The 21,929-nt window shown below is 73.8% G+C and carries 25 protein-coding genes; 18 read left to right on the top strand and 7 right to left on the bottom strand.

Translation table 11 applies throughout. From position 1 onward, the window contains the following. Nucleotides 1-19: 19 nt before the first annotated feature. Nucleotides 20-631, top strand: coding sequence for a helix-turn-helix domain-containing protein (locus tag B1H29_RS14725; RefSeq protein WP_055418337.1), 612 nt, complete (start codon nt 20-22; stop codon nt 629-631). On the opposite strand, the gene B1H29_RS14720 is transcribed toward B1H29_RS14725, so the two are convergent. Beyond that, on the bottom strand, nt 613-1,368 hold the full coding sequence (locus tag B1H29_RS14720) for a formylglycine-generating enzyme family protein (protein WP_055418336.1): 756 nt from the start codon (nt 1,366-1,368) through the stop codon (nt 613-615). The genes B1H29_RS14725 and B1H29_RS14720 overlap by 19 nt on opposite strands. 68 nt (nt 1,369-1,436) lie before the next feature. Further along, nucleotides 1,437-1,808, bottom strand: coding sequence for a holo-ACP synthase (locus tag B1H29_RS14715; protein ID WP_055418335.1), 372 nt, complete (start codon nt 1,806-1,808; stop codon nt 1,437-1,439). Nucleotides 1,809-1,890: 82 nt separating this feature from the next. On the opposite strand from B1H29_RS14715, the gene alr reads away from it, so the two are divergent. The 4 genes from alr to B1H29_RS14695 all read left to right on the top strand — a co-directional run bounded on the left by alr (nt 1,891) and on the right by B1H29_RS14695 (nt 5,225). Further along, the gene (gene alr, locus B1H29_RS14710) at nt 1,891-3,057 is read left to right on the top strand and encodes an alanine racemase (RefSeq protein ID WP_055418334.1); all 1,167 of its coding nucleotides are present in this window, start codon (nt 1,891-1,893) and stop codon (nt 3,055-3,057) included. A 95-nt stretch (nt 3,058-3,152) separates the two neighbouring features. Further along, complete coding sequence (locus tag B1H29_RS14705; RefSeq protein ID WP_055418333.1) at nt 3,153-4,412, top strand: alpha/beta fold hydrolase; 1,260 nt, start codon at nt 3,153-3,155, stop codon at nt 4,410-4,412. After that, the gene (tsaE, locus tag B1H29_RS14700) at nt 4,378-4,902 is read left to right on the top strand and encodes a tRNA (adenosine(37)-N6)-threonylcarbamoyltransferase complex ATPase subunit type 1 TsaE (protein ID WP_167392536.1); all 525 of its coding nucleotides are present in this window, start codon (nt 4,378-4,380) and stop codon (nt 4,900-4,902) included. The genes B1H29_RS14705 and tsaE overlap by 35 nt, the downstream gene beginning before the upstream one ends. A gap of 140 nt (nt 4,903-5,042) precedes the next feature. Next, a complete protein-coding gene (locus B1H29_RS14695; protein WP_055418331.1) occupies nt 5,043-5,225 on the top strand; it encodes a hypothetical protein in 183 nt (60 codons plus the stop codon). A 150-nt stretch (nt 5,226-5,375) separates the two neighbouring features. On the opposite strand, the gene B1H29_RS14690 is transcribed toward B1H29_RS14695, so the two are convergent. Beyond that, a complete protein-coding gene (locus tag B1H29_RS14690) occupies nt 5,376-5,930 on the bottom strand; it encodes a hypothetical protein (RefSeq protein WP_055418330.1) in 555 nt (184 codons plus the stop codon). Between the two features lie 151 nt (nt 5,931-6,081). Here B1H29_RS14690 and tsaB point away from each other — a divergent pair, with 151 nt between their 5' ends. The 8 genes from tsaB to B1H29_RS14650 all read left to right on the top strand — a co-directional run bounded on the left by tsaB (nt 6,082) and on the right by B1H29_RS14650 (nt 13,054). After that, nucleotides 6,082-6,735, top strand: coding sequence for a tRNA (adenosine(37)-N6)-threonylcarbamoyltransferase complex dimerization subunit type 1 TsaB (tsaB, locus tag B1H29_RS14685; protein ID WP_055418329.1), 654 nt, complete (start codon nt 6,082-6,084; stop codon nt 6,733-6,735). A gap of 29 nt (nt 6,736-6,764) precedes the next feature. Beyond that, a complete protein-coding gene (gene rimI, locus B1H29_RS14680; protein ID WP_055418961.1) occupies nt 6,765-7,250 on the top strand; it encodes a ribosomal protein S18-alanine N-acetyltransferase in 486 nt (161 codons plus the stop codon). Continuing rightward, nucleotides 7,243-8,364 carry a tRNA (adenosine(37)-N6)-threonylcarbamoyltransferase complex transferase subunit TsaD gene (gene tsaD, locus B1H29_RS14675; RefSeq protein ID WP_055418328.1) on the top strand — a complete coding sequence of 374 codons (1,122 nt, stop codon included), beginning with the start codon at nt 7,243-7,245 and terminating at the stop codon, nt 8,362-8,364. The genes rimI and tsaD overlap by 8 nt, the downstream gene beginning before the upstream one ends. Then, on the top strand, nt 8,361-8,618 hold the full coding sequence (locus tag B1H29_RS14670) for a hypothetical protein (RefSeq protein ID WP_055418327.1): 258 nt from the start codon (nt 8,361-8,363) through the stop codon (nt 8,616-8,618). The genes tsaD and B1H29_RS14670 overlap by 4 nt, the downstream gene beginning before the upstream one ends. Nucleotides 8,619-8,857: 239 nt before the next feature. Next, nucleotides 8,858-9,910, top strand: a complete 1,053-nt coding sequence (locus B1H29_RS14665; protein WP_055418326.1) for a LacI family DNA-binding transcriptional regulator — start codon at nt 8,858-8,860, stop codon at nt 9,908-9,910. Nucleotides 9,911-10,269: 359 nt separating this feature from the next. After that, nucleotides 10,270-11,289: an LCP family protein gene (locus tag B1H29_RS14660; RefSeq protein WP_055418325.1), complete on the top strand. Its 1,020-nt coding sequence runs from the start codon at nt 10,270-10,272 to the stop codon at nt 11,287-11,289. Nucleotides 11,290-11,399: 110 nt separating this feature from the next. Continuing rightward, entirely contained in the window at nt 11,400-11,756 is a 357-nt protein-coding gene (locus tag B1H29_RS14655) for a YciI family protein (protein ID WP_055418324.1), read from the top strand. Between the two features lie 44 nt (nt 11,757-11,800). Next, nucleotides 11,801-13,054: an RNA polymerase sigma factor gene (locus B1H29_RS14650; RefSeq protein WP_055418323.1), complete on the top strand. Its 1,254-nt coding sequence runs from the start codon at nt 11,801-11,803 to the stop codon at nt 13,052-13,054. 864 nt (nt 13,055-13,918) lie between these two features. Here the strand turns inward: B1H29_RS14650 and B1H29_RS14645 are convergent. Further along, a complete protein-coding gene (locus B1H29_RS14645) occupies nt 13,919-15,094 on the bottom strand; it encodes a class I SAM-dependent methyltransferase (RefSeq protein ID WP_055418322.1) in 1,176 nt (391 codons plus the stop codon). A 162-nt stretch (nt 15,095-15,256) separates the two neighbouring features. On the opposite strand from B1H29_RS14645, the gene B1H29_RS14640 reads away from it, so the two are divergent. The 4 genes from B1H29_RS14640 (at nt 15,257) to groL (ending at nt 19,140) form a co-directional block, all read left to right on the top strand. Continuing rightward, complete coding sequence (locus B1H29_RS14640) at nt 15,257-16,126, top strand: polysaccharide deacetylase family protein (RefSeq protein WP_055418321.1); 870 nt, start codon at nt 15,257-15,259, stop codon at nt 16,124-16,126. Further along, on the top strand, nt 16,123-16,842 hold the full coding sequence (locus B1H29_RS14635) for a polysaccharide deacetylase family protein (RefSeq protein WP_055418320.1): 720 nt from the start codon (nt 16,123-16,125) through the stop codon (nt 16,840-16,842). Before B1H29_RS14640 ends, B1H29_RS14635 begins: the two co-directional genes overlap by 4 nt. A gap of 245 nt (nt 16,843-17,087) precedes the next feature. Continuing rightward, nucleotides 17,088-17,396 carry a co-chaperone GroES gene (gene groES / locus B1H29_RS14630; protein WP_055418319.1) on the top strand — a complete coding sequence of 103 codons (309 nt, stop codon included), beginning with the start codon at nt 17,088-17,090 and terminating at the stop codon, nt 17,394-17,396. A 118-nt stretch (nt 17,397-17,514) separates the two neighbouring features. After that, entirely contained in the window at nt 17,515-19,140 is a 1,626-nt protein-coding gene (groL, locus tag B1H29_RS14625) for a chaperonin GroEL (protein WP_055418318.1), read from the top strand. A 77-nt stretch (nt 19,141-19,217) separates the two neighbouring features. Here the strand turns inward: groL and B1H29_RS38845 are convergent, their stop codons facing one another. The 3 genes from B1H29_RS38845 to B1H29_RS14615 all read right to left on the bottom strand — a co-directional run bounded on the left by B1H29_RS38845 (nt 19,218) and on the right by B1H29_RS14615 (nt 21,000). Then, complete coding sequence (locus B1H29_RS38845) at nt 19,218-19,616, bottom strand: hypothetical protein (RefSeq protein ID WP_055418317.1); 399 nt, start codon at nt 19,614-19,616, stop codon at nt 19,218-19,220. After that, nucleotides 19,595-19,837: a hypothetical protein gene (locus B1H29_RS38840; protein ID WP_055418316.1), complete on the bottom strand. Its 243-nt coding sequence runs from the start codon at nt 19,835-19,837 to the stop codon at nt 19,595-19,597. Before B1H29_RS38840 ends, B1H29_RS38845 begins: the two co-directional genes overlap by 22 nt. Before the next feature lie 200 nt (nt 19,838-20,037). Beyond that, nucleotides 20,038-21,000, bottom strand: a complete 963-nt coding sequence (locus B1H29_RS14615; protein ID WP_234393016.1) for a hypothetical protein — start codon at nt 20,998-21,000, stop codon at nt 20,038-20,040. Nucleotides 21,001-21,553: 553 nt separating this feature from the next. On the opposite strand from B1H29_RS14615, the gene B1H29_RS38555 reads away from it, so the two are divergent. Continuing rightward, on the top strand, nt 21,554-21,721 hold the full coding sequence (locus B1H29_RS38555; protein WP_199832339.1) for a hypothetical protein: 168 nt from the start codon (nt 21,554-21,556) through the stop codon (nt 21,719-21,721). Nucleotides 21,722-21,929: the final 208 nt, after the last annotated feature.

The raw sequence follows: 21,929 nt of genomic DNA, 5'->3' as shown, positions 1-21,929 counted from the left end.
CATGGGGGAGAGTTGTCCCATGGGCGACGGCGAGACGGCCGAGACGACGCGGGTGATGACCTCACTCGGGGCCCGCCTGCGCGCCATCCGGCAGGCCCGCGGCCTCACCCTGGCCCAGCTCGGCGCCGCCACCGGCATCTCCGTGTCCACGCTGTCCCGGCTGGAGTCGGGACAGCGTGAGCCGGCACTGCGGCACCTGCTGCCGCTGACCAGGGCGCACCGCCTGCCCCTGGACGAACTGGTCGGCTCCCGGACCGGCGACCCCCGCGTCCACCCGCGCCCGTTCACCCGGCACGGCCAGACCTGGATCCCCCTCACCCGCAACCCCAACGACGGGCTGCACGCCTACAAGCAGATCCTCCCCGCCCCACCGGTCGCGCGGACCCGATCGACCCCGCGCCCCGACCAGGGCTCCCACGAGGGCCACGAGTGGATCTACGTACTCTCCGGCCGCCTGCTCCTCGCCCTGGGCGACCACGACCTCGTCCTGACGGCCGGTGAGACGGCGGAGTTCGACACCCGCGTCCCGCACGGCATCGCCAACGCGGGGCACGGGCCCGTCGAGTGGATCGCCCTGTACGGGGCGCAGGGCGAGCGGATGCACATCCGGGTTCAGCCGACGGGCGACTGAGCCGCGTCGACACCGGCCCCCACACCGGCACCGACCGAACGGGCGACGCGGAAGCCCACGTCGTCGACCCGGAACGTCGGGTGGCTGCGGCGCCGTACGGAGGCCCGGCAGCTCCAGTGCTCGTCGAACCAGCCGCCACCGCGCAGCACCCGGTAGGTGCCGTAGACCTCCGCGTCGTAGACGTCCCAGCACCACTCCCAGACGTTGCCGAGCATGTCGTACAGGCCCCAGTCGTTCGGCCGCCTGCCGCCCACCTCGTGGACGCGCTCCCGCGAGTTGCCCCGGTGCCAGGCGATGTCGTCCAGGGCGCCGTAGCGCGGTCCGTCCGTCCCGGCGCGGCAGGCGTGTTCCCATTCGGCCTCGGTCGGCAGCCGGTACCCGTCGGCGGAGGTGTCCCAGGTGACACCGGCGTCTCCGTCGCCGCCGCCGTCGTCGTCGGCGAGGCGGTAGGCCGGGCGGAGCCCCTCGTGCCGCGACAGGGAGTTGCAGAAGCCGACCGCGTCCGCCCAGGAGACCTCGGCGACGGGCAGCCGCTCCTCCCGCTCGGCCACGGGCGGCCGCCCGGTGACCCGCGCGTACGCGGCCCGCGTGACCGGGAACGCCGCCAGCCGACAGGACGCGACCTCCACCGGCCAACTGCGCCGCGTCCGCCGGTCCGACAGGGTCACCCGTCCCGGCGGAACGGAGACCATGCCGATCCCGGCACCCACGTCCTCGATTCCCGCGCTCACGTCCATGCACGCATGATCGCAGTGAGCCCCGGCCGGGTCATCCCGCGCCCGCCTGTCCGCGGAAGCGGGCCGCCCTACCCCTCCGCGATCACCACCGCCGACGCCACCCCGGCGTCATGGCTCAGCGACACGTGCCACGACGCCACGCCCAGCTCCGCCGCCCGCGCCGCCACCGTCCCCGTCACCCGCAGCCGCGGGCGCCCGCTGTCCTCGACGTACACCTCGGCGTCCGTCCAGTGCAGCCCCGCGGGCGCGCCCAGCGCCTTCGCCAGGGCCTCCTTCGCCGCGAACCGGGCGGCGAGGGAGGCGGTACCCCGGCGTTCCCCGCTCGACAGCAGCAACTCGCTCTCCAGGAAGAGCCGCCGGGCCAGGGCCGGCGTGCGTTCCAGCGACATCCCGAACCGCTCGACCTCGGCCACGTCGATCCCGACCCCGATGATGCTCATGCCGGGAACCCTAACGACCTCGCGGGCGATCCGTGTTCCGCGGGGAAGTGGGCCCCGGGGGCTCTGAGAGACTGGGGGCACGATGAGTGAGAGAGCTGCTCGGCGGTCCGCGGTGGCGCGGGCCCGGGCCGAGATCGACCTGGCCGCCCTGCGGGCCAACGTCCGCGCACTGCGCGAACGGGCCCCCGGGGCGGCTCTCATGGCCGTCGTCAAGGCCGACGGCTACGGCCACGGCGCCATTCCGTGCGCCCGCGCGGCCGTCGCGGCGGGCGCGACCTGGCTGGGCACCGCCACCCCGCAGGAGGCGCTCGCGCTGCGCGCTCAGGCGGGGCTGCCGGACGACGTGCGGATCATGTGCTGGCTGTGGACGCCGGGCGGCCCCTGGCAGGAGGCCGTCGAGGCCGGCCTCGACGTGTCCGTCAGCGGGATGTGGGCCCTGGAGGAGGTCACCGAGGCGGCACGGCGCGCCGGGCTCCCCGCGCGCGTGCAGCTCAAGGCCGACACCGGGCTCGGCCGGGGCGGCTGCCAGCCCGGCGAGGACTGGACGGAGCTGGTCCGTCAGGCCCTGCGGGCCGAGAGCGAGGGGCTGCTCCGCGTCACCGGCCTCTGGTCGCACTTCGCCTGCGCCGACGAGCCCGGGCACCCCTCCATCGCCGCCCAGCTCACCCTCTTCCGGGAGATGACGGCCTACGCCGAGCAGCAGGGCGTACGCCCCGACGTGCGGCACATCGCCAACTCGCCGGCCACGCTCACCCTCCCCGAGGCCCACTTCGACCTCGTACGGCCGGGCATCGCGATGTACGGCGTCTCGCCCAGCCCCGAGATCGGCACCCCCGCCGACTTCGGGCTGCGCCCCGTGATGACGCTGGCCGCCTCGCTGGCCCTGGTCAAGCAGGTCCCCGGCGGCCACGGCGTCAGCTACGGCCACCACTACACCACCCCCGGCGAGACCACCCTCGGCCTCGTCCCCCTCGGTTACGCGGACGGCGTCCCCCGCCACGCCTCCGCCACCGGCCCGGTCCTGGTCGACGGCAAGTGGCGCACGGTGGCGGGGCGGATCGCGATGGACCAGTTCGTCGTCGACCTGGGCGGGGACCGGCCGGGGCCGGGCGCGGAGGCGGTGCTGTTCGGCCCCGGCGACCGCGGCGAGCCGACCGCCGAGGACTGGGCGCAGGCGGCGGGCACCATCGCGTACGAGATCGTCACCCGGATCGGAAGCCGGGTTCCGCGCGTCTATGTGAACGAGTGACGCGTCCGTCAGCGGCACGACGCGCACGACGCGCGTTCAGGTGAATCAGCGACCAGCGGGTATCCGCACAGCGGCCCGGTGAAGAGGAGCGGTACGTGAGCGAGAGCAACACGGAGGCCGTAGCGGACGTCGCCGCGGCGGCCGTCGCCTCCGCCACGGACGCGGCGGCCGGCGGCTGGCGCCGGGCGACCGGCATCGCCGGCGTCGCGATAGGCGTGGTCGCGGCGGGCGCCGCCGCGGGCGTGGCGATAGAACGGCTCACCGTCGGCCGCGGGATACGGCAGAGGGCCCGGCTCGCCCTCGACTCGGCGGGCCCTTACGGCGGACTGCGCGGGACCCCCGGCAAGGCGTACGCCGACGACGGCACCGAGCTGTACTACGAGGTCGACGGCGTCGAGCCGGAGGCGGAGTCCGCGCTCACCCGGCGCCGCCGGCGGCTGTTCGGCCGTAAGGCGCCCGCCCCCGTGACCGTCGTCTTCAGCCACGGCTACTGCCTCAACCAGGACGCCTGGCACTTCCAGCGGGCGGCCCTCAGGGGCGTCGTCCGCACCGTGTTCTGGGACCAGCGCAGCCACGGCCGGTCCGGGCGGGGCGTGGCTCAGGTACGGGACGACCGGCCGGTCACCATCGACGAGCTCGGCCGCGACCTGAAGGCCGTCATCGACGCGGCCGCCCCCGAGGGCCCGATCGTGCTGGCCGGGCACTCCATGGGCGGCATGACCGTGATGGCGCTGGCCGACGCGTACCCCGACCTGGTCCGCGAGCGGGTCGTCGGCGTGGCCCTGGTCGGTACGTCCTCCGGACGCCTAGGCGAGGTGAACTTCGGGCTGCCCCTGGCCGGCGTCAACGCGGTGCGGCGGGTGCTGCCGGGCGTGCTGAAGGCCCTGGGGCAGCGGGCCGACCTGGTGGAGAAGGGGCGGCGGGCGACGGCGGACCTGTTCGCCGGGATCATCAAGCGGTACTCGTTCGCGTCCCGGGACGTCGACCCGGCCGTGGCCCGGTTCGCCGAGCGGATGATCGAGTCGACGCCGATCGACGTGGTCGCCGAGTACTACCCGGCCTTCAACGACCACGACAAGACGGAGGCCCTCGCGCTCTTCGCCGGTCTGCCGGTGCTCGTGCTGGCCGGCGTGCGGGACCTCGTCACGCCGAGCGAGCACAGCGAGGCGATCGCCGGCCTGCTGCCGGACGCGGAGCTGGTGCTGGTCCCGGACGCGGGGCACCTGGTGATGCTGGAACATCCCGAGCTGGTCACCGACCGCCTCGCCGACCTGCTCGCCCGCGCGGGCGCGGTGCCGGCAGCGGCTACCGTTGATGGCTATGGAAGCACCAGCAGCACCGCAGGGCCCGGCTGAGCCCGCCCCCGACGCAGAGATCACCGTCACCTCCCCGGAGCAGATGCGGGAGCTGGGCCGCAAGCTCGCCGAAGTGCTGCGCGCCGGCGACCTGGTGATGCTCAGCGGGGAGCTGGGCGCGGGCAAGACCACGCTGACCCGGGGACTCGGCGAGGGCCTCGGCGTACGCGGCGCCGTCACTTCCCCGACCTTCGTGATCGCCCGCGTGCACCCGTCCCTCGGCGACGGTCCGCCGCTCGTCCACGTCGACGCCTACCGGCTGTCCGGCGGCCTGGACGAGATGGAGGACCTCGACCTCGACGTCTCCCTGTCCGACTCGGTGATCGTCGTCGAGTGGGGCGAGGGCAAGGTCGAGGAGCTGACCGAGGACCGGTTGCGGCTCCGGATCCACCGGGCCGTCGGCGACACCACCGACGAGGTGCGGCACGTGACGCTGACGGGCGTCGGCGAGCGCTGGACGGCGGCCGACCTGAGCGTGCTCGCCGGCTGAACCGGCGCCCCTCGTCCGGTGGACGTTCCGACAAGACGTCGGCAAGATGTTGCGTTCGGGTCTCGCGCGTGGTCACATGGTATCCAGCTCGTAGTTAGGTATGCCTAACTACACCCGCCCCCGACCTTGAGGAGGCGTCCATGCCGGAGACCGATCCGCAGCCGCGGGCCCCGCAGAGGCCACGGTCGCCCGCGCTCGCCGGGGTGTCCATGCACGACCTGCTCGCGTCCTGCGCCGCCGCGAAGGCGGTCTCGACACCGCCGCGCCCGCCCGAGCCGGAGGCGCGACACCGCCCCGTCCAGGAGCACCGCGAGGCCGCCTGACCGGCGCGGACCGGGCGGACCGGGCGGACCGGACGGACCGGACGGACCGGGCGGACCGGGCGGGCGGACGGAGCCGGGCCGGACGATCCGTGTGACGGCAGGGGCTGCCTGCGAGGCATGAGGCTCATGTGACGCGTTGGTCCCGGCGTCTCAGGGAACGACGACGACCCGCTGCCCGATCGTCGCGAACCGCCACATCGCGTCGCCGTCCGCGCGGGTCTCCCGGATGCCGCCGGTGCGCTCGTCCGGGTCCGGCTTCGCCGTCGATCCGTTCACCGCCGCGCTGAACCCGATGACCACGCCCTCGACGCTGGTGAAGCGCACGACGTGCTCGACCGGGATGCCGTCGGACCCGGTGACCTGCTTCGAGCGGGACGTGATCGCGTAGGTGCCCGGCGCCGGGTCGACCGTGCTGGGCGTGACCCGGAAGGTGCGCTGGACCTTGTTGTCCGCGCCGACCAGCCACACGCGGTCGTCGTCCACCGAGTACACCACCCGTTCGCCCCTTCCGGAGCCCGCGGGCAGGGCGTCGGGGTGCCGCCGGTCACGGGGGGCCTTGGAGGCGCCGGGGGCTGGCGTGCCGCTCACGCGCGCCCGGCCGGTGTCGGCCGGGGCGCTTGCGGACGCCTGGTAGCCGAGGACGCCGATCGTCGCGAGGGCCGCGGCGGTGAGACCGGTGACGAAACCGGCGCTGCTGCTTGCCACTGGCGACCACCTCGTCGTCGTACTGGTGTGTCCGTTTCCGGCGACCGTAGCAGTCCGTGACCTGGTGAACACGCTGTGCGACACGGAGTGCCGGGGCCTGCCCGCCGACCGGGCGTCCGACGCGGGCCCCGCGGCGCCGTAGGCTGTTTGCGTGCTCTTGCTCGCTCTGGATACCGCCACGCCCGCCGTGACCGTCGCGCTGCACGACGGTACGGACGTCATCGCCTCGTCGAGCCAGGTGGACGCACGCCGGCACGGTGAGCTGCTGCTGCCCGCCGTCGACCGGGTGCTCGCCGAGGCCGGACTGCGCCTCGACGCCGTCACCGGCATCGTCGCCGGGACCGGTCCCGGCCCGTACACGGGGCTGCGCGTCGGCCTGATGACCGCGGACACCTTCGGCCTGGCACTCGGCGTGCCCGTGCACGGCGTGTGCACGCTGGACGGCCTCGCCTACGCCGCCGACCTGGAGGGCCCCTTCGTGGTGGCGACCGACGCCCGCCGCAAGGAGGTCTACTGGGCCCGGTACGCCGACTCCCGCACCCGCCTCACCGACCCCGCGGTCGACCGTCCCGCCGACATCGCCGAGCGGGTGGCCGGACTCCCGGCCGTCGGCGCGGGCGCGCTGCTGTACCCGGACACCTTCCCGAAGGCGCACGAGCCCGAGCACGTGTCCGCGGCCGCCCTCGCGTGCCTGGCCGCGGAGCAGCTCGCGGCGGGCGGGGAACTGCCCGCGCCCCGGCCGCTGTACCTGCGCCGGCCCGACGCCCAGGTCCCCAAGAACTACAAGGTGGTCACCCCCAAGTGACCGAGTCAGCCACTGCCGTACTGCGCGAGATGCGCTGGTGGGACATCGACCCCGTGCTCCGGATGGAGCGGGAGCTGTTCCCGGAGGACGCCTGGTCGCGGGGGATGTTCTGGTCCGAGCTGGCCCACGCCCGCGGCCCGGGGGCGACCCGGCGGTACCTGGTCGCCGAGGCGGACGGCCGGCTCGTCGGCTACGCGGGCCTGGTCACCTCGGGGGAGCAGGCCGACGTGCAGACCATCGCCGTCGCCCGCGACCACTGGGGCACCGGCCTCGGCGCGCGGCTGCTGACCGAACTGCTGCGTGCGGCGACCGCCTTCGAGTGCGCCGAGGTGCTGCTGGAGTGCCGGGTGGACAACACCCGCGCCCAGCGGCTGTACGAGCGCTTCGGCTTCGAGCCCATCGGCTTCAGGCGCGGCTACTACCAGCCGGGGAACGTCGACGCCCTGGTGATGCGCCTGACCGACCCTTCCACCTCCGTACCGGGAACCGAGCGAGGAACCGACAACCATGGCTGACTCACGCGACGAGCCTCTCGTGCTGGGGATCGAGACCTCCTGCGACGAGACCGGCGTCGGTGTCGTCCGCGGCACCACCCTGCTGGCCGACGCCGTCGCCTCGAGCGTCGACGAGCACGCCCGCTTCGGCGGCGTGGTCCCCGAGGTGGCCAGCCGCGCCCACCTGGAGGCGATGGTCCCCACCATCGACCGCGCCCTGAAGGAGGCGGGGGTCAGCGCCCGCGACCTCGACGGCATCGCCGTCACCGCGGGGCCCGGCCTGGCAGGGGCCCTGCTGGTCGGCGTCTCGGCGGCGAAGGCGTACGCCTACGCCCTCGGCAAGCCGCTGTACGGCGTCAACCACCTCGCCTCGCACATCTGCGTCGACCAACTGGAGCACGGCCCGCTGCCCGAGCCGACGATGGCGCTGCTGGTCTCCGGCGGTCACTCCTCGCTGCTGCTCTCCACCGACATCACCTCCGACGTCCGCCCGATGGGCGCCACCATCGACGACGCGGCCGGCGAGGCCTTCGACAAGATCGCCCGTGTGCTGAACCTGGGCTTCCCCGGCGGCCCCGTCATCGACCGGTACGCCCGCGAGGGTGATCCGAACGCGATCGCCTTCCCGCGTGGCCTCACCGGCCCGCGCGACCCGGCGTACGACTTCTCCTTCTCCGGGCTGAAGACGGCCGTGGCCCGCTGGATCGAGGCCAGGCGGGCGGCGGGGGAGGAGGTGCCGGTGCGCGACGTGTCGGCCTCCTTCCAGGAGGCGGTCGTGGACGTGCTGACCCGCAAGGCGGTGCGGGCCTGCAAGGACCAGGGCGTCGACCACCTGATGATCGGCGGTGGCGTGGCCGCCAACTCCCGGCTGCGCGCCCTGGCCCAGGAGCGCTGCGAGGCGGCCGGCATCCGGCTGCGCGTGCCGCGGCCCAAGCTCTGCACGGACAACGGCGCGATGGTGGCCGCGCTCGGCGCCGAGATGGTCGCCCGCGACCGGGCCGCCTCCGACTGGGACCTCTCGGCCGACTCCTCCCTGCCGGTGACGGAACCGCACGTGCCGGGACAGGGCCACACCCGCAGCCACCACGGCCACGATCACATCCACGAAGTGAGCAAGGAGAACCTGTACTCGTGACCGTCGCGCTGATGTGGGAGGCACGGGCCGTGCCCGGCCGGGGCGCGGATCTGCTGGCCTGGGCACGGGCGCAACCGCTCGACGGCACCCCGCTGCGCCGGGAGACCCTGCGCGCTCCGCAGGACCGCGTCCTCGTCATCACCTGGTGGGCCGCCGCCTACGACGCCGAACTGCCGGAACTGCCCGAACCGGACGGGGACCTGGCCGCCAGGGCGGTGCACCGGTGGCGGTTCGAGTCGGTGGACGGGGACTGACCCGGGAGGCCGCGATCCCCGCGTTCCCCGTCGCCGGCCGCCGCCGCGGTGACCCGCCCGCCCGGCCGGTCCCGCACGGTGATCACCGCGCCGGGGCCGCGGTTATCACCGCGGCCCTGGCGCCCGGCCGGTGCCGCAGTCCGTCTGGCGAATGTTTCGTCGCCAGGCGCGAATGTTCCGAATAGATATGGGTTGCTGAAGGCTTCGTCAGGAGAGCCCGCAGGGATACGATCGCAGTCATGACATCCCCGCAGCCCGCCGAAACCAGGACGCAAAAGCGGTCCGCGCAGACCGCCACCCTCGCCGAGATCGCGCGAGAGGCCGGCGTGTCGGCGCCGACTGTTTCGAAGGTGCTCAACGGCCGCGCCGACGTCGCCCCCTCGACCCGGGCCCGCGTCGAGGAGTTGCTGCGCGCGCACGGCTACCGGCGCCGGCGGGCCGAGTCGACCCGCTCCCCCCTGATCGACCTGGTCTTCCACGAGCTGGAGAGCGCCTGGGCGATGGAGGTCATCCGCGGCGTGGAGAACGTGGCGCGGGACGCGGGGCTCAGCGTCGTGCTCTCCGAGAGCGCGGGGCGCCTCACCCCCGGCCGGACCTGGGCCGACCAGGTCGCCGCCCGCCGTCCGCACGGCGTGATCCTCGTCCTGTCCGGCCTCGACGAGTCCCAGCGGGCGCTGCTCACCAGCCGCTCCATCCCCTTCGTGGTGATGGACCCGGCCGGCGACCCGGGCGCCGACGTGCCGTCCATCGGCGCCACCAACTGGCAGGGCGGACTCGCCGCCACCCGGCACCTGGTCGACCTCGGCCACACCCGCATCGGCGCGATCAGCGGACCCACCCGGATGATGTGCAGCCGCGCCCGCATGGACGGCTACCGGGCCGCCCTCGAGACGGCCGGGCTGCCCGTCGACCCGGACCTGATCATGACCGGCGACTTCCACCACGAGGCCGGCTACCGGCAGGGCCTGGCGCTGCTGCGCCGCCCCGACCGGCCCACCGCCGTCTTCGCCGGCAACGACCTCCAGGCGCTCGGGCTGTACGAGGCCGCGCGCGAGCTGGGTCTGCGCATCCCGCAGGACCTGAGCGTGGTCGGGTTCGACGACCTGCCGGTGGCCCGCTGGGTGGGGCCGCCGCTGACGACCGTACGGCAGCCGCTCATGGAGATGGCCGAGGCGGCGGCCCGGCTGGTCCTGGACCTCGGGCGCGACGACGGCTCCGCGGCGGCGACCCGGGTGGAGCTGGCCACGAGCCTGGAGGTGCGCAGCAGCACGGGGGCGCCTCCGGCCGTCTGACGAGCCCGATCGCCGCCCTGCTCCGCCTCTGCCGCCCTGCTCCCCTTCTGCCGCCCTGCTCCCCTTCTGCCGCCCTGCTCCGCCTCTGCCGCCCTGCTCCCCTTCTGCCGCCCTGCTCCCCTTCTGCCGTCCTGCTTCCCCTCCGCCCCACGGCTCCCCTCCGCCGCCCTCTGCCGCTCCTGCATCCTCCCGCTTCTTCCTCCCCGTTTCCCGAGTCCTTCGTCGGCCTTCGAAGTCTGAGAATTTCCGCAGAATCACGACCCGCGTAGGTCCACTCCCAACAATTCGGACTTATGTTCCTCCCGATGGGGCATTCGGGTGGGGACGCGAACGGGACGGGCAAGGGCGGGGGCGGACGCATGGCAGCGCGGGGCGGGCCGGGTGGGCGCTCCAGGGGGCTGAGGGCGGCAGGCCTCGCCCTGGTCGGTGCCCTGCTGCTCGGGGCCGCCGCGGCGGGCTGGGCCTACTGGCATCTCAACGGCAACATCACAAGCGTCGACATCGACGGAGCGCTCGGCGACGACCGCCCCGCGCGGCCGGTCACGGCCCCTTCCGCCCCGCCCTCCGCGCCCGCCGGCGCCCTGAACCTCCTGGTCCTCGGCTCGGACTCGCGCGGCGGTGAGGAGAACCAGGAACTCGGCGGCGGCGACAGCGAGGGCGCCCGCTCGGACACGGCGATGGTCGTCCACCTCGACGCGGGCCGGACCGCCGCCACCGTCGTCAGCATCCCGCGCGACACGCTCGTCACCCGCCCGTCCTGCCCGCTGCCGTCCGGCGGTGAGACCCGGGAGGCGAGCGGCGCGATGTTCAACACCGCCTACGCCCTGGGCGGTCCGGTCTGCGCGGTCAAGACCGTCGAATCGATGACCGGGGTCCGCATGGACCACTACATCGAGATCGACTTCTCCGGCTTCGCCAAGCTGGTCGACGCCCTCGGCGGGGTCACGGTCACCACGGACGTGGACATCGACGACGACAAGAGCCACCTGCACCTGGACGCCGGTACCCACCACCTCGACGGCACCGAGGCCCTCGGCCTGGCCCGCACCCGGTACGGACTGGCGGGCGGCAGCGACCTCGCCCGCATAGAGCTCCAGCAGAAGCTGATGAAGGCGCTGCTGGAGCAGATCTCCGCCACCGACCTGCTCACCGACCCCGCACGGCTCTACCAGGTCACCGACGCGGTCACCGGAAGCCTCACCACCGACACCGGCCTGGACTCCCTGGGCGAGCTGATGAGCCTCGGCCGCAGTCTCGGGGGCCTGTCGGCGGCCGACGTGCGCACGGTGACGATGCCGGTCCTGCCGGCGCCCCGGGACGCCAACCGGGTGGTGGCACGGCAGCCGGACGCCGGTGACCTGTGGAAATCGCTGCGCTGAGAAATCTCCGGAAAATCCCGGGGCGTGTGTCGATCCGTGTGCCTCCCGTTCGACGCATGGGGTGAGAGGCCGGGACGGACCCGGTCCCCGACCCACCCCGAGGAGTCATCATGCCCCGCTACCTGTCGCTGATCCGGATCGAGGAGAGCGACGCCCTCTCCGGCGGCCCCAGCCCCGAGCTGGTGGAGCGCATGGAGAAGCTGATGGACGAGATGACGAAGGCCGGCGTCCTGCTCGACACCGCCGGTCTGACCCCGACCGCCCAGGGCACCCGCGTCCACTACGAGGGCGGGCGGCTGTCCGTCACCGACGGGCCGTTCACCGAGTCCAAGGAGGTCATCGGCGGCTACTCGCTGCTGCAGGCCAAGGACAAGGCCGAGGCGATCGAGTGGACCAAGCGCTTCCTGAAGACGCACGAGGAGTACTGGACGGTCACGTGCGAGGTGCGGGAGCTCATGGAGGGCTGACCGAGTTTCGCCCCGCGGGCCCCGAGGGTGTTGCATGGTGGGCTGTGGAACCACAGCCCACCGAGGCCCTCGAGACCGTCTTCCGCCTGGAGTCGCCCCGCGTCATCGCCGGCGTCGCCCGCCTCGTGCGGGACGTCGGCCTCGCCGAGGAACTCACGCAGGACGCCCTGGTCGCCGCCCTGGAGCAGTGGCCCCGGGACGGGGTGCCCGACAACCCTGGCGCCTGGCTCATGGCCACCGCCCGGCGCCGCGCCGTCGACCTGATCCGGCGCCGCGAGAACTACGCCCGCAAGCTGGCGGAGATCGGCCGGGACCTGCCCACCGAGGCGGCACCGCCCGAGGAGCCCGCCGGAGTCGACGACATCGACGACGACCTGCTGCGGCTGGTCTTCACCGCCTGCCACCCGGTGCTGTCCGCCGAGGCCCGCATCGCCCTCACCCTCCGCCTGCTCGGCGGCCTCACCACGCCCGAGATCGCCCGCGCCTTCCTGGTCCCGGAACCGACGGTCGCGCAGCGCATCGTGCGCGCCAAGCGCACCCTGGCCACGAAGAACGTCGCCTTCGAGGTGCCCTACGGCCCGGACCGCGCGGCCCGCCTCGGCTCGGTCCTGGAGGTCATCTACCTGATCTTCAACGAGGGCTACGCGGCGACCGCCGGCGACGACTGGCTCCGTCCGGCCCTGTGCGAGGACGCCCTGCGCCTGGCCCGGGTACTCAGCGCGCTGATGCCGAAGGAACCCGAGGTCCACGGCCTGACGGCGCTGCTGGAGTTGCAGGCGTCCCGCACCGCGGCCCGCACCGGCCCCGACGGCGCGCCGGTGCTCCTCAAGGACCAGAACCGCAGCCGCTGGAACCGCATGCTCATCGCCCGCGGCATCACCGCCCTCGGCCGAGCCCACGCCGGCTCCGGCTCCGGCGCCCCGGGCCCGTACGCCCTCCAGGCCGCGATCGCCGCCTGCCACGCGACGGCGTACACGTACGAGCAGACCGACTGGCCGCGCATCGCCACGCTCTACGGCCTGCTCGCGGCCCGCGCCCCGTCCCCGGTCGTCGAACTCAACCGAGCGGTCGCCGTGTCGATGGCCGAGGGCCCGGCCCGGGCGCTCGCCCTCGTCGACACCCTCGCCGCCGAACCGGCCCTGAGCGACTACCACCTGCTCCCCAGCGTCCGCGGCGACCTCCTGCTCCGCCTGGGCCGCACGGCCCAGGCGCGGACGGAGTTCGAGCGCGCCGCCGCCCTGGCACGCAACGAGCGCGAACGCGAGCTGCTTGCGCGCCGGGCGCGGGAGTGCGGCTGAGGCGTGCGAGCCGTGCCGCCCGCCCCGCCTGACACCCGCGCCGGTCGCGCGGTCTGCCCGCTGCGCCCCGCGCCCGGAGCCCGACGCCTTCGGGCACGCGCCCCGCGTCCGCCGTCCGCCGAGCGTCTGCGCCCGCCCGCGCCCGCGCCCGCGCCCGCTGAGCACCCCGCGCCCGCGCCCGCTGAGCATCCCGCGCCCGCCGCCCGCGCCCGCCGAGTGCCCGCGCCCGCCGCCCGCGCCCGCCGAGTGCCCGCGCCCGCCGTCCGCCGTCCGCCGTCCGTCTGCGTCCGCCCGCGACGGCTGAGCATTCCGCGCCCGCCGCCCGCGCCCGCCGACCGCCGAGTGCCCGCGCCCGCCGTCCGCTGTCCGCCGTCCGCCGAGCGTCTGCGTCCGCCCGCGCCCGCTGAGCACCCCGCGCCCGCGACGGCTGAGCATCCCGCGCCCGCCGCCCGCCGCCCGCGCCCGCCGAGTGCCCGCGCCCGCCGTCCGCCGTCCGCCGTCCGTCTGCGTCCGCCCGCGACGGCTGAGCATTCCGCGCCCGCCGCCCGCGCCCGCCGACCGCCGAGTGCCCGCGCCCGCCGTCCGCTGTCCGCCGTCCGCCGAGCGTCTGCGTCCGCCCGCGCCCGCGCCCGCTGAGCACCCCGCGCCCGCGACGGCTGAGCATCCCGTGCCCGCCGCCCGCGCCCGCCGTCCGCCAAGTGCCCGCGCCCGCCGTCCGCCGAGTGCCCGCGCCCGCCGTCCGCCGTCCGCCGAGCGTCTGCGTCCGCCCGCGCCCGCGCCCGCCCGCGACCGCCCGCGCCCGCCGAGCACCCCGCGCCCTCGACCGCCGACCGCCCGTGACCGCCCCGCTGGTGATCTAGACCGCTAGCGCACCGGGTGCCCGATCAGCATCGTCGGCGCCCCCGCGACCCGGGTCATGAACACCGTCGCCGCGTTCGGCCCCTGGGGTTTGACCTTCCGCCGCAGTTCCTCCGGCTCGACCGCCGAGCCCCGCTTCTTCACGGTCAGGACGCCCACCCGGCGCTCCCGCAGCAACGCCTTCAGCTTCTTCACGTTGAAGGGCATCCGGTCGGTGATCTCGTACGCCCTGGCGTACGGCGTCGGCACCAGCTCGTCCGCGGTGACGTAGGCGATGGTCGCGTCCAGCAGCCCGCCGCCGACCCGCTCGGCGGCCTCGGCGACCAGATGGGCACGGATGACGGCGCCGTCCGGCTCGTACAGGTACCGGCCGGGCGTGCGGACCCCCGGGTCGGGCAGGCCGGTGCCGAGCAGGGTGCGGGGCCCCGGCAGCAGCGTGGCCCGCACCGTCCCCGGCGCGGTGCCGAACCACAGGACGGCCTCCTTCACGTCCCCGCCGTCCGAGATCCACTCCGCCTCGGCGCCGTCCGGCACCGCCTCGTGCGGAATGCCCGGCGCGACCTTCAGCGCGGCGGCGCGGGAGGCCGTACGGGCCGCCGCGACCGCCCAGGACAGCGGCGGCGAGTACGCCTCGGGGTCGAAGACGCGGCCCCGCCCGCCCCGCCGCGCGGGATCGACGAACACGGCGTCGTACCCACTCGTGTCCACCTCGGTCACATCCGCCTCGCGCACCTCGATCAGCTCAGCCAGCCCCAGGGCCTCGGCGTTGGCGCGGGCCGCGGCGGCCGTCGCCGGGTCCCGGTCCACGGCCAGCACCCGGATCCCGGCCCTGGCCAGCGCGATCGCGTCGCCCCCGATCCCGCAGCACAGGTCGGCGACCGAGGTCACGCCCAGGACCGACATCCGCCCGGCCCGGTACGCGGCCACGCTCGCCCGCGTCGACTGCTCGACCCCGTTGGGCGTGAAGAACATGCGCCCGGCGTCCTCGGCCCCGAACTTCGCCGCCGCCCGTTGCCGCAGCCGCGCCTGTCCGAGGGCCGCCGACACCAGCTCGGCGGGGTGCGCCCGCCGCAGCCGGGTGGCGACCGCGAGTTCCCGCGCCGGGTCGGTGTCGCGCACCTCGTCGAGGAGGGCGCGGCCCTCGGGGGTGAGCAGGGCGAGGAGGGCGTCGAGGTCGTTCACCGGAACATTGTGGGCCAGTCGGTGGATGGTGTGCCTGCGGCGCGGTGTCGGGCCGGGTTCGGCGGCCGGGGACTGCGAGGATCCGGCACCATGCGAGCAGTCGTACAAAATGACAAAAGCCGGGCGGTCAGGGTGTTCCGGGCGTCTTCACCAGGGCTCCGGATGCGCGGCGGTGTCGCCGCGCTCGCCGTCGCCGCCCTCGCCTCCGGCTGTGCGCAGGACGCCTCCGAGGTGCGGGGCGCCGCCGGCCGGCAGCCCCTCCAGGCGCCCCCGGCCCGAGCGCTCGACGCCTACGCGTCCAAGCTGCGCGCGGCCCAGGCCGCCCGGGTCGCCGCCGCCAAGCGCTGGAACCTGAAGAAGGTCCCGCTGACGGCCCCGCCGCCCCCGGCCCGCAAGCCGGAGATCAAGGCGCGCGAAGGCTTCGAGGTGACCGGCCAGAAGAACCTCCCGCCGGTCTTCACCTCGATCCCGACCAAGGAGAAGATCGTCTTCCTCACCATCGACGACGGCGCCGAGAAGGACCCGGCGTTCCTGCGGATGATGAGCGAGCTGAAGATCCCGTACACCGCCTTCCTCAGCGACTACCTGGCGAAGGAGGACTACGGCTACTTCAAGAAGATGCAGGACAGAGGCGTCACCCTCAACAACCACACCCTCCACCACCCCTACCTGCCCGGCCTGTCCTACGCCGAGCAGAAGCGCGAGATCTGCGGTATGCAGGACGTGATCGAGAAGCGCTACGGCAAGCGCCCCACCGTCTTCCGCCCGCCCTACGGCAACTACGACCGCGACACCCTGCGCGCGGCGAAGGCCTGTGGCATCGAGTACGCCCCGATCTGGAACGAGGAGGTCTTCGCCGACCACTGGGACTACCGCGAGTGGGACCGGGAGATCCACCCCGGCGACATCGTCCTCACCCACTTCCGGGGCGAGGACGACTGGGGCGGCACCATGCGCGACATGGTGCGCGAGTTCCTCGACAAGGTCACCGCCGAGGGATACGCCGTGGCCCGGCTGGAGGACTACCTGTGAGGCGCGGGCGGTTCCGGCCCGCCGGGGCCGCCCTGGCCGCCGTACTGCTCACCGGCTGCGCCCAGTCAGCCGGCCCCGCGCAGCAGCCGGCGGCCGGAGAGCCCGCTCAGGGCAGCTACCGGGGTCAGAACCTGCCGCCCGTCGTGGACCACGTCCGCACCACCGACCGGGTCGTCTTCCTCACCTTCGACGACAGCGCCGAGCGCGACCCGCACTTCGCCGACCTGGTCCGCGCACACCGGCTCCCGGTCACCCTGTTCCTCACCGACACCGTCGCCGGACCGGCGTACGGCCACTTCGCCCGGCTCCGCTCGGTCGGCGCGAGCCTGCAGAACCACACCCTGGACCACCGCTCCCTGCGCGGCCTGCCCTACGCCGGCCAGCGCGCCGAGATCTGCGGCCAGCAGACCAAGCTCAAATCCCGTTTCGGCGTCCGCCCGCATCTCTTCCGCCCGCCCCACGGCAGGTACGACACCACCACCCTGCGCGCCGCCGCCGACTGCGGCATCACGGCGGTCGTCCTGTGGCGGGCGGTCCTGAACCCCGGCGGCGACCTCACCTACACCCGCGGCAACGCCCGCCTCCACCCCGGCGACATCGTGTCCGTCGCCCCGGACCACCCGACGGGCCTGGGCCTGAGTGCCCGCACGGAACGTTTGCTGGCGGAGATCGAGGAGCAGGGGCTGCGGGTGGGACGCCTGGGGGACTACCTCTGACTTCTCGATGCCGGGGGCGGCAGCCCGCGGACCCCCCGCTTGCGCCGAAATACCGCCGACGCGCCGCCGGCATTGGCACTCCGCTTGACCGAGTGCTAATCGCGGTCATAGTCTCGGACCTGGCACTCCCCACTGGAGAGTGCCAACTACGCGACGGGCAGGTCCGGCACCCGCGACGACGGATCCACCTGGTCGCCACCTCAGACAGTTAACCCCGTGAGATCTCCGAAGGGGGAGGTCGGATCGTGACGACCACCAGCTCCAAGGTTGCCATCAAGCCGCTCGAGGACCGCATTGTGGTCCAGCCGCTCGACGCCGAGCAGACCACGGCTTCGGGCCTGGTCATTCCGGACACCGCCAAGGAGAAGCCCCAGGAGGGCGTCGTCCTGGCCGTGGGCCCGGGCCGCTTCGAGGACGGCAACCGTCTTCCGCTCGACGTCACCGTCGGTGACGTCGTGCTCTACAGCAAGTACGGCGGCACCGAGGTGAAGTACAACGGCGAGGAGTACCTCGTCCTCTCGGCCCGCGACGTGCTCGCGATCGTCGAGAAGTAGTTCACCGAAGCACCTTGCTTTCCAGCTGCGCCCCTGGCTCCCGCGTCCATAAAAAGCCGGGTGTCGGGGGCGCAGTGCCGTAGAACCCCAAAATTTCCGGAAGAGGGCTCACGCTCCCATGGCGAAGATCCTGAAGTTCGACGAGGACGCCCGTCGCGCCCTCGAGCGCGGCGTCAACAAGCTTGCCGACACGGTGAAGGTGACGATCGGCCCCAAGGGCCGCAACGTCGTCATCGACAAGAAGTTCGGCGCCCCCACCATCACCAACGACGGTGTCACGATCGCCCGCGAGGTCGAGATCGAGGACCCGTACGAGAACCTCGGCGCCCAGCTCGTGAAGGAGGTGGCGACCAAGACCAACGACATCGCGGGTGACGGCACCACCACCGCCACCGTGCTGGCCCAGGCACTGGTCCGCGAGGGCCTGAGGAACGTCGCCGCCGGCGCCTCCCCGGCGCTGCTGAAGAAGGGCATCGACGCGGCCGTCGCCGCCGTGTCCGAGGACCTCCTCGCCACCGCGCGCCCGATCGACGAGAAGTCCGACATCGCCGCCGTGGCCGCGCTGTCCGCCCAGGACCAGCAGGTCGGCGAGCTCATCGCCGAGGCGATGGACAAGGTCGGCAAGGACGGTGTCATCACCGTCGAGGAGTCCAACACCTTCGGTCTGGAGCTGGACTTCACCGAGGGCATGGCCTTCGACAAGGGCTACCTGTCGCCGTACTTCGTGACGGACCAGGAGCGCATGGAGGCCGTCCTCGAGGACCCGTACATCCTCATCAACCAGGGCAAGATCTCCTCCATCGCGGACCTGCTGCCGCTGCTGGAGAAGGTCATCCAGGCCAACGCCTCGAAGCCGCTGCTGATCATCGCCGAGGACCTCGAGGGCGAGGCGCTCTCCACCCTCGTCGTGAACAAGATCCGCGGCACGTTCAACGCGGTGGCCGTCAAGGCCCCCGGCTTCGGCGACCGCCGCAAGGCGATGCTGCAGGACATGGCCGTCCTCACCGGCGCCACGGTCATCTCCGAGGAGGTCGGCCTCAAGCTCGACCAGGTCGGCCTCGAGGTGCTCGGTACCGCCCGCCGCATCACCGTCACCAAGGACGACACCACGATCGTCGACGGTGCCGGCAAGCGCGACGAGGTCGACGGCCGCATCGCGCAGATCAAGGCCGAGATCGAGGCCACGGACTCCGACTGGGACCGCGAGAAGCTCCAGGAGCGCCTCGCGAAGCTGGCCGGCGGCGTGTGCGTGATCAAGGTCGGCGCCGCCACCGAGGTGGAGCTGAAGGAGCGCAAGCACCGTCTGGAGGACGCCATCTCCGCGACCCGCGCCGCGGTCGAGGAGGGCATCGTCTCCGGTGGTGGCTCCGCGCTGGTCCACGCCGTCAAGGTCCTCGAGGGCAACCTCGGCAAGACCGGCGACGAGGCCACCGGTGTCGCGGTCGTCCGCCGCGCCGCCGTCGAGCCGCTGCGCTGGATCGCCGAGAACGCCGGCCTGGAGGGTTACGTCATCACCTCCAAGGTCGCCGAGCTCGACAAGGGCCAGGGCTTCAACGCCGCCACCGGCGAGTACGGCGACCTGGTCAAGGCCGGCGTCATCGACCCGGTGAAGGTCACCCGCTCCGCCCTGGAGAACGCGGCCTCCATCGCCTCCCTCCTCCTGACGACCGAGACCCTGGTCGTCGAGAAGAAGGAAGAGGAAGAGCCGGCCGCCGCGGGCCACGGCCACGGCCACGCCCACTGAGCGCTGCGCTGAGCTGAGCCCGGCCGACCGAGCCGACGGTGCCCAGTACCCCTACGGGGGTGCTGGGCACCGTGCGTTCACGGCACCGGGTGCGCGTCCGCCCGGCGGAGCTCGTCGCCGGGTGTGGCGACGCGCTCCCTACGGGGCTGTTCCCCTGACGAACGCACAGGCTCCGCGAGAGCCGCTCGGGCGCCTTCCTCATCCGTCAGGCGCGCCGCGAGGGTGGCCTCCGCCAGGCGCGGAGGAAGGGCTTCGGCGAACTTCAGGCCGCGGACCGCGTCGGGGTCCACTTCGGGCAGGGTGCGCCCCGTCCCGGCGTCCGCCACCGCCGTCCGCCACGGCGGCGCGGTCACGTCGTCGCGCAGGTCCCGCATCCGCCGTACGACGACGTCCCCGGCGGGCACGGTCCGCGAGCGCACCGAGCCGTGGTTGAGGGCCGCGAGCCGTGCGCCCGTCAGCCGGCGCAGCGCGGGCACGTCGGGAGCGAGCGCGCCCAGCAGCAGCGTCCTGACGAACGGTGGTCGGCCAGGAAGTCGGTGTGGGTGTCGGAGCCGTACTTGCCGAGCAGGTGGGTGCGCGCCTTGGCGTAGAACTTCACGGCGGCCTCCGACTCGCGCTTGAGCCGGTCGGTGAAGGCGGCGCCCGTGCCGTCGACGAGCACGTCCCACAGGTCGCCGAGGGGGATCAGCCGGCCCACGGCGGCGTCGGCGTTGCGCTGCAGGAGCTGCTGGACGAGCTTCAGTCACGGCGACGCGGCCAACGCCGCGAAGGAGGTGACGCCGGTGGAAGCGGTGGTCCTGCCTCGAAGATCCCGCTCCGGTGGCCTGCCTGACCAGGTGATTCGGCCCTACGGCCGCCATCTGTAGCGGTCGGTGCGCCGTCTGTCGGGGTGGCCGGTCACACCAGCCCGCTCAGCGGCAGGACCCGCGCGCCTAGCCGCCCCCGCAGCCTGCCCCCGGCGGCGGAGGCGTCCGCGAGCCAGCCGGCGGCGACCAGCACCTCGGCGTGCTCGGCGACATCCTCGGGCCGTAGGCCACAGAACGAGGCGACCGCGTCCAGGCCGACACCGTCGCCCGCGGCGCCTTCGACCCGCTCACCGACCCGCTCACCGAGCCGCCCGTCGGGACGGCTGTGGGCGGCGGTGTACACGGCGAGGAGCCGGGTGGCGGCGCCCGCCTTCTTCTTCCGCAGCTTCCGGTCTCCCACCACCTTCTGCGCCCACCCCGACAGCCGCGCCCGAGTGATCTTGCCGAAGGGGATCGGGCGCGGCTCGGCGGGCAGCAGCGAGGGCACGGTGACCTGGGTGGGTTCCTCGGGCCGGGAGTCCAGCGCGTCGGCGGCGTCGACCCCCTCCGGCAGACGCAGCCAGCCGACGTCGGCGAGTTCCTGGATCACCCGCTCGGCATCGCCCTGCAACCAGCCGCTGAGATCCTGTCCGGTGACGTTCCCGGTGCCGGCGCGCGCGGCCCGCAGGGTGAGCATGAGCACCGCGAGCCGCGCCTCGGCCCCGGGGAGCGGGGCGTGGGCCCGGACGTACTCCAGCACGCCACGGGCGTGAGCGCCCTGGCCCCGGGTCAGCAACCGGTCGACGACCGGTCCGTCCCCGTCCACCTCGATGCCGAGGCGGTTGGCGTTCATCTCGCGGGTGGTCCGCGCCGCCGCTTCCGCACGTACGGCCTCCTCCCACAGGGACGCGTCGTCGGTGACGTCGGCCCACAACGCGAACGCGCGGGCCTTGCGGTCGTGGAGTTCGGCGAGGACGGCGAGGTCCGGTTCGGGGCGCCGCTGATACGCGCGGAATGCGTCCCCGAGTTCGGTCAGCTCCAGGCGCAGTACATCGGGCTGGAGGTCGTCCGGCACGATCCGCTGCGCGATCTTCCCCCACCGCCCCGAACCCAGGGGCCCGGCAGGGACACCGCCCGCCCGGGGACGCGGGGCGGGCCGAGCACGCGGGACGGAAGCAGCCCCGGCATCGGCCGCACCGGGGCGCCCCGAGGCGGGAACCGTCGACGGCGACCCACCGACGCCGGGGGCGTCGGAGAACATCACCGTCCCCCCGCCGGCCACCGCCCCCCGGCCCGGACCACCCCTGCTCTCACGCCCGCTGTCGGCGCCGTCGACGAACAGTCCGCCCCGGTCACCCGTGCCCGCGCTCACCCGATGCCCCTTTCCCCTGCCTGTCTGCCTGCCCCACCCGCTGCGTGGGCGCAGCCACCTGACGCTACGTTTCCCGCCGCCTCGGCCGGGGCGGGACCGGAATGGACCACACGTTCGGGTGACGATCCCGTGCGTGCACCGCGTGCACCAGAGCTGGGCCGTCCGAGTGACATGAGCCCTGAGAACCGTGCCGTGCCGGTGAACTCAGAGCAGCACCACTGAGCGCTACGAGCCCCAGAACGACGACGAGATCAAGGTGCGGACCGGCCCTCGCTGTCCGGAGGACCAGAAACTGCTGATCGAGGAACTGATCGGCCTGGGCGTGATGCGCCGCCGCCGCGACGGCCGCATCGACCTGCCGGACGTCTACCGCATCGCCTTCGGCGTGGGCCGCAAGGGCGGCGTGCCCCGGGTCGCCGGCTGAACCCTGCCCGCCGTCAGCGGCAACGTGGGCAGTTCCGCGCTGCCTCGTCTCCCCGGTGCTCTACTGCCGCGAGAGGTCAGCCGGATCGATCGCGATCGGGAACGGGGCGTCCAGGTGGGTGGTCGTACCCGCGAGTGCCGTGGTTCGCTCTACGTAGCGACCGTCTTGCAGTCCGTGGATGAGCGACACCTCGAACCGACACGGGGCG

Origin of the sequence: Streptomyces pactum, assembly GCF_002005225.1 — a bacterium.
In the GTDB taxonomy this organism is placed as follows: Bacteria; Actinomycetota; Actinomycetes; order Streptomycetales; family Streptomycetaceae; genus Streptomyces; species Streptomyces pactum_A.
This window is presented reverse-complemented; position numbering and strand designations above follow the sequence as displayed.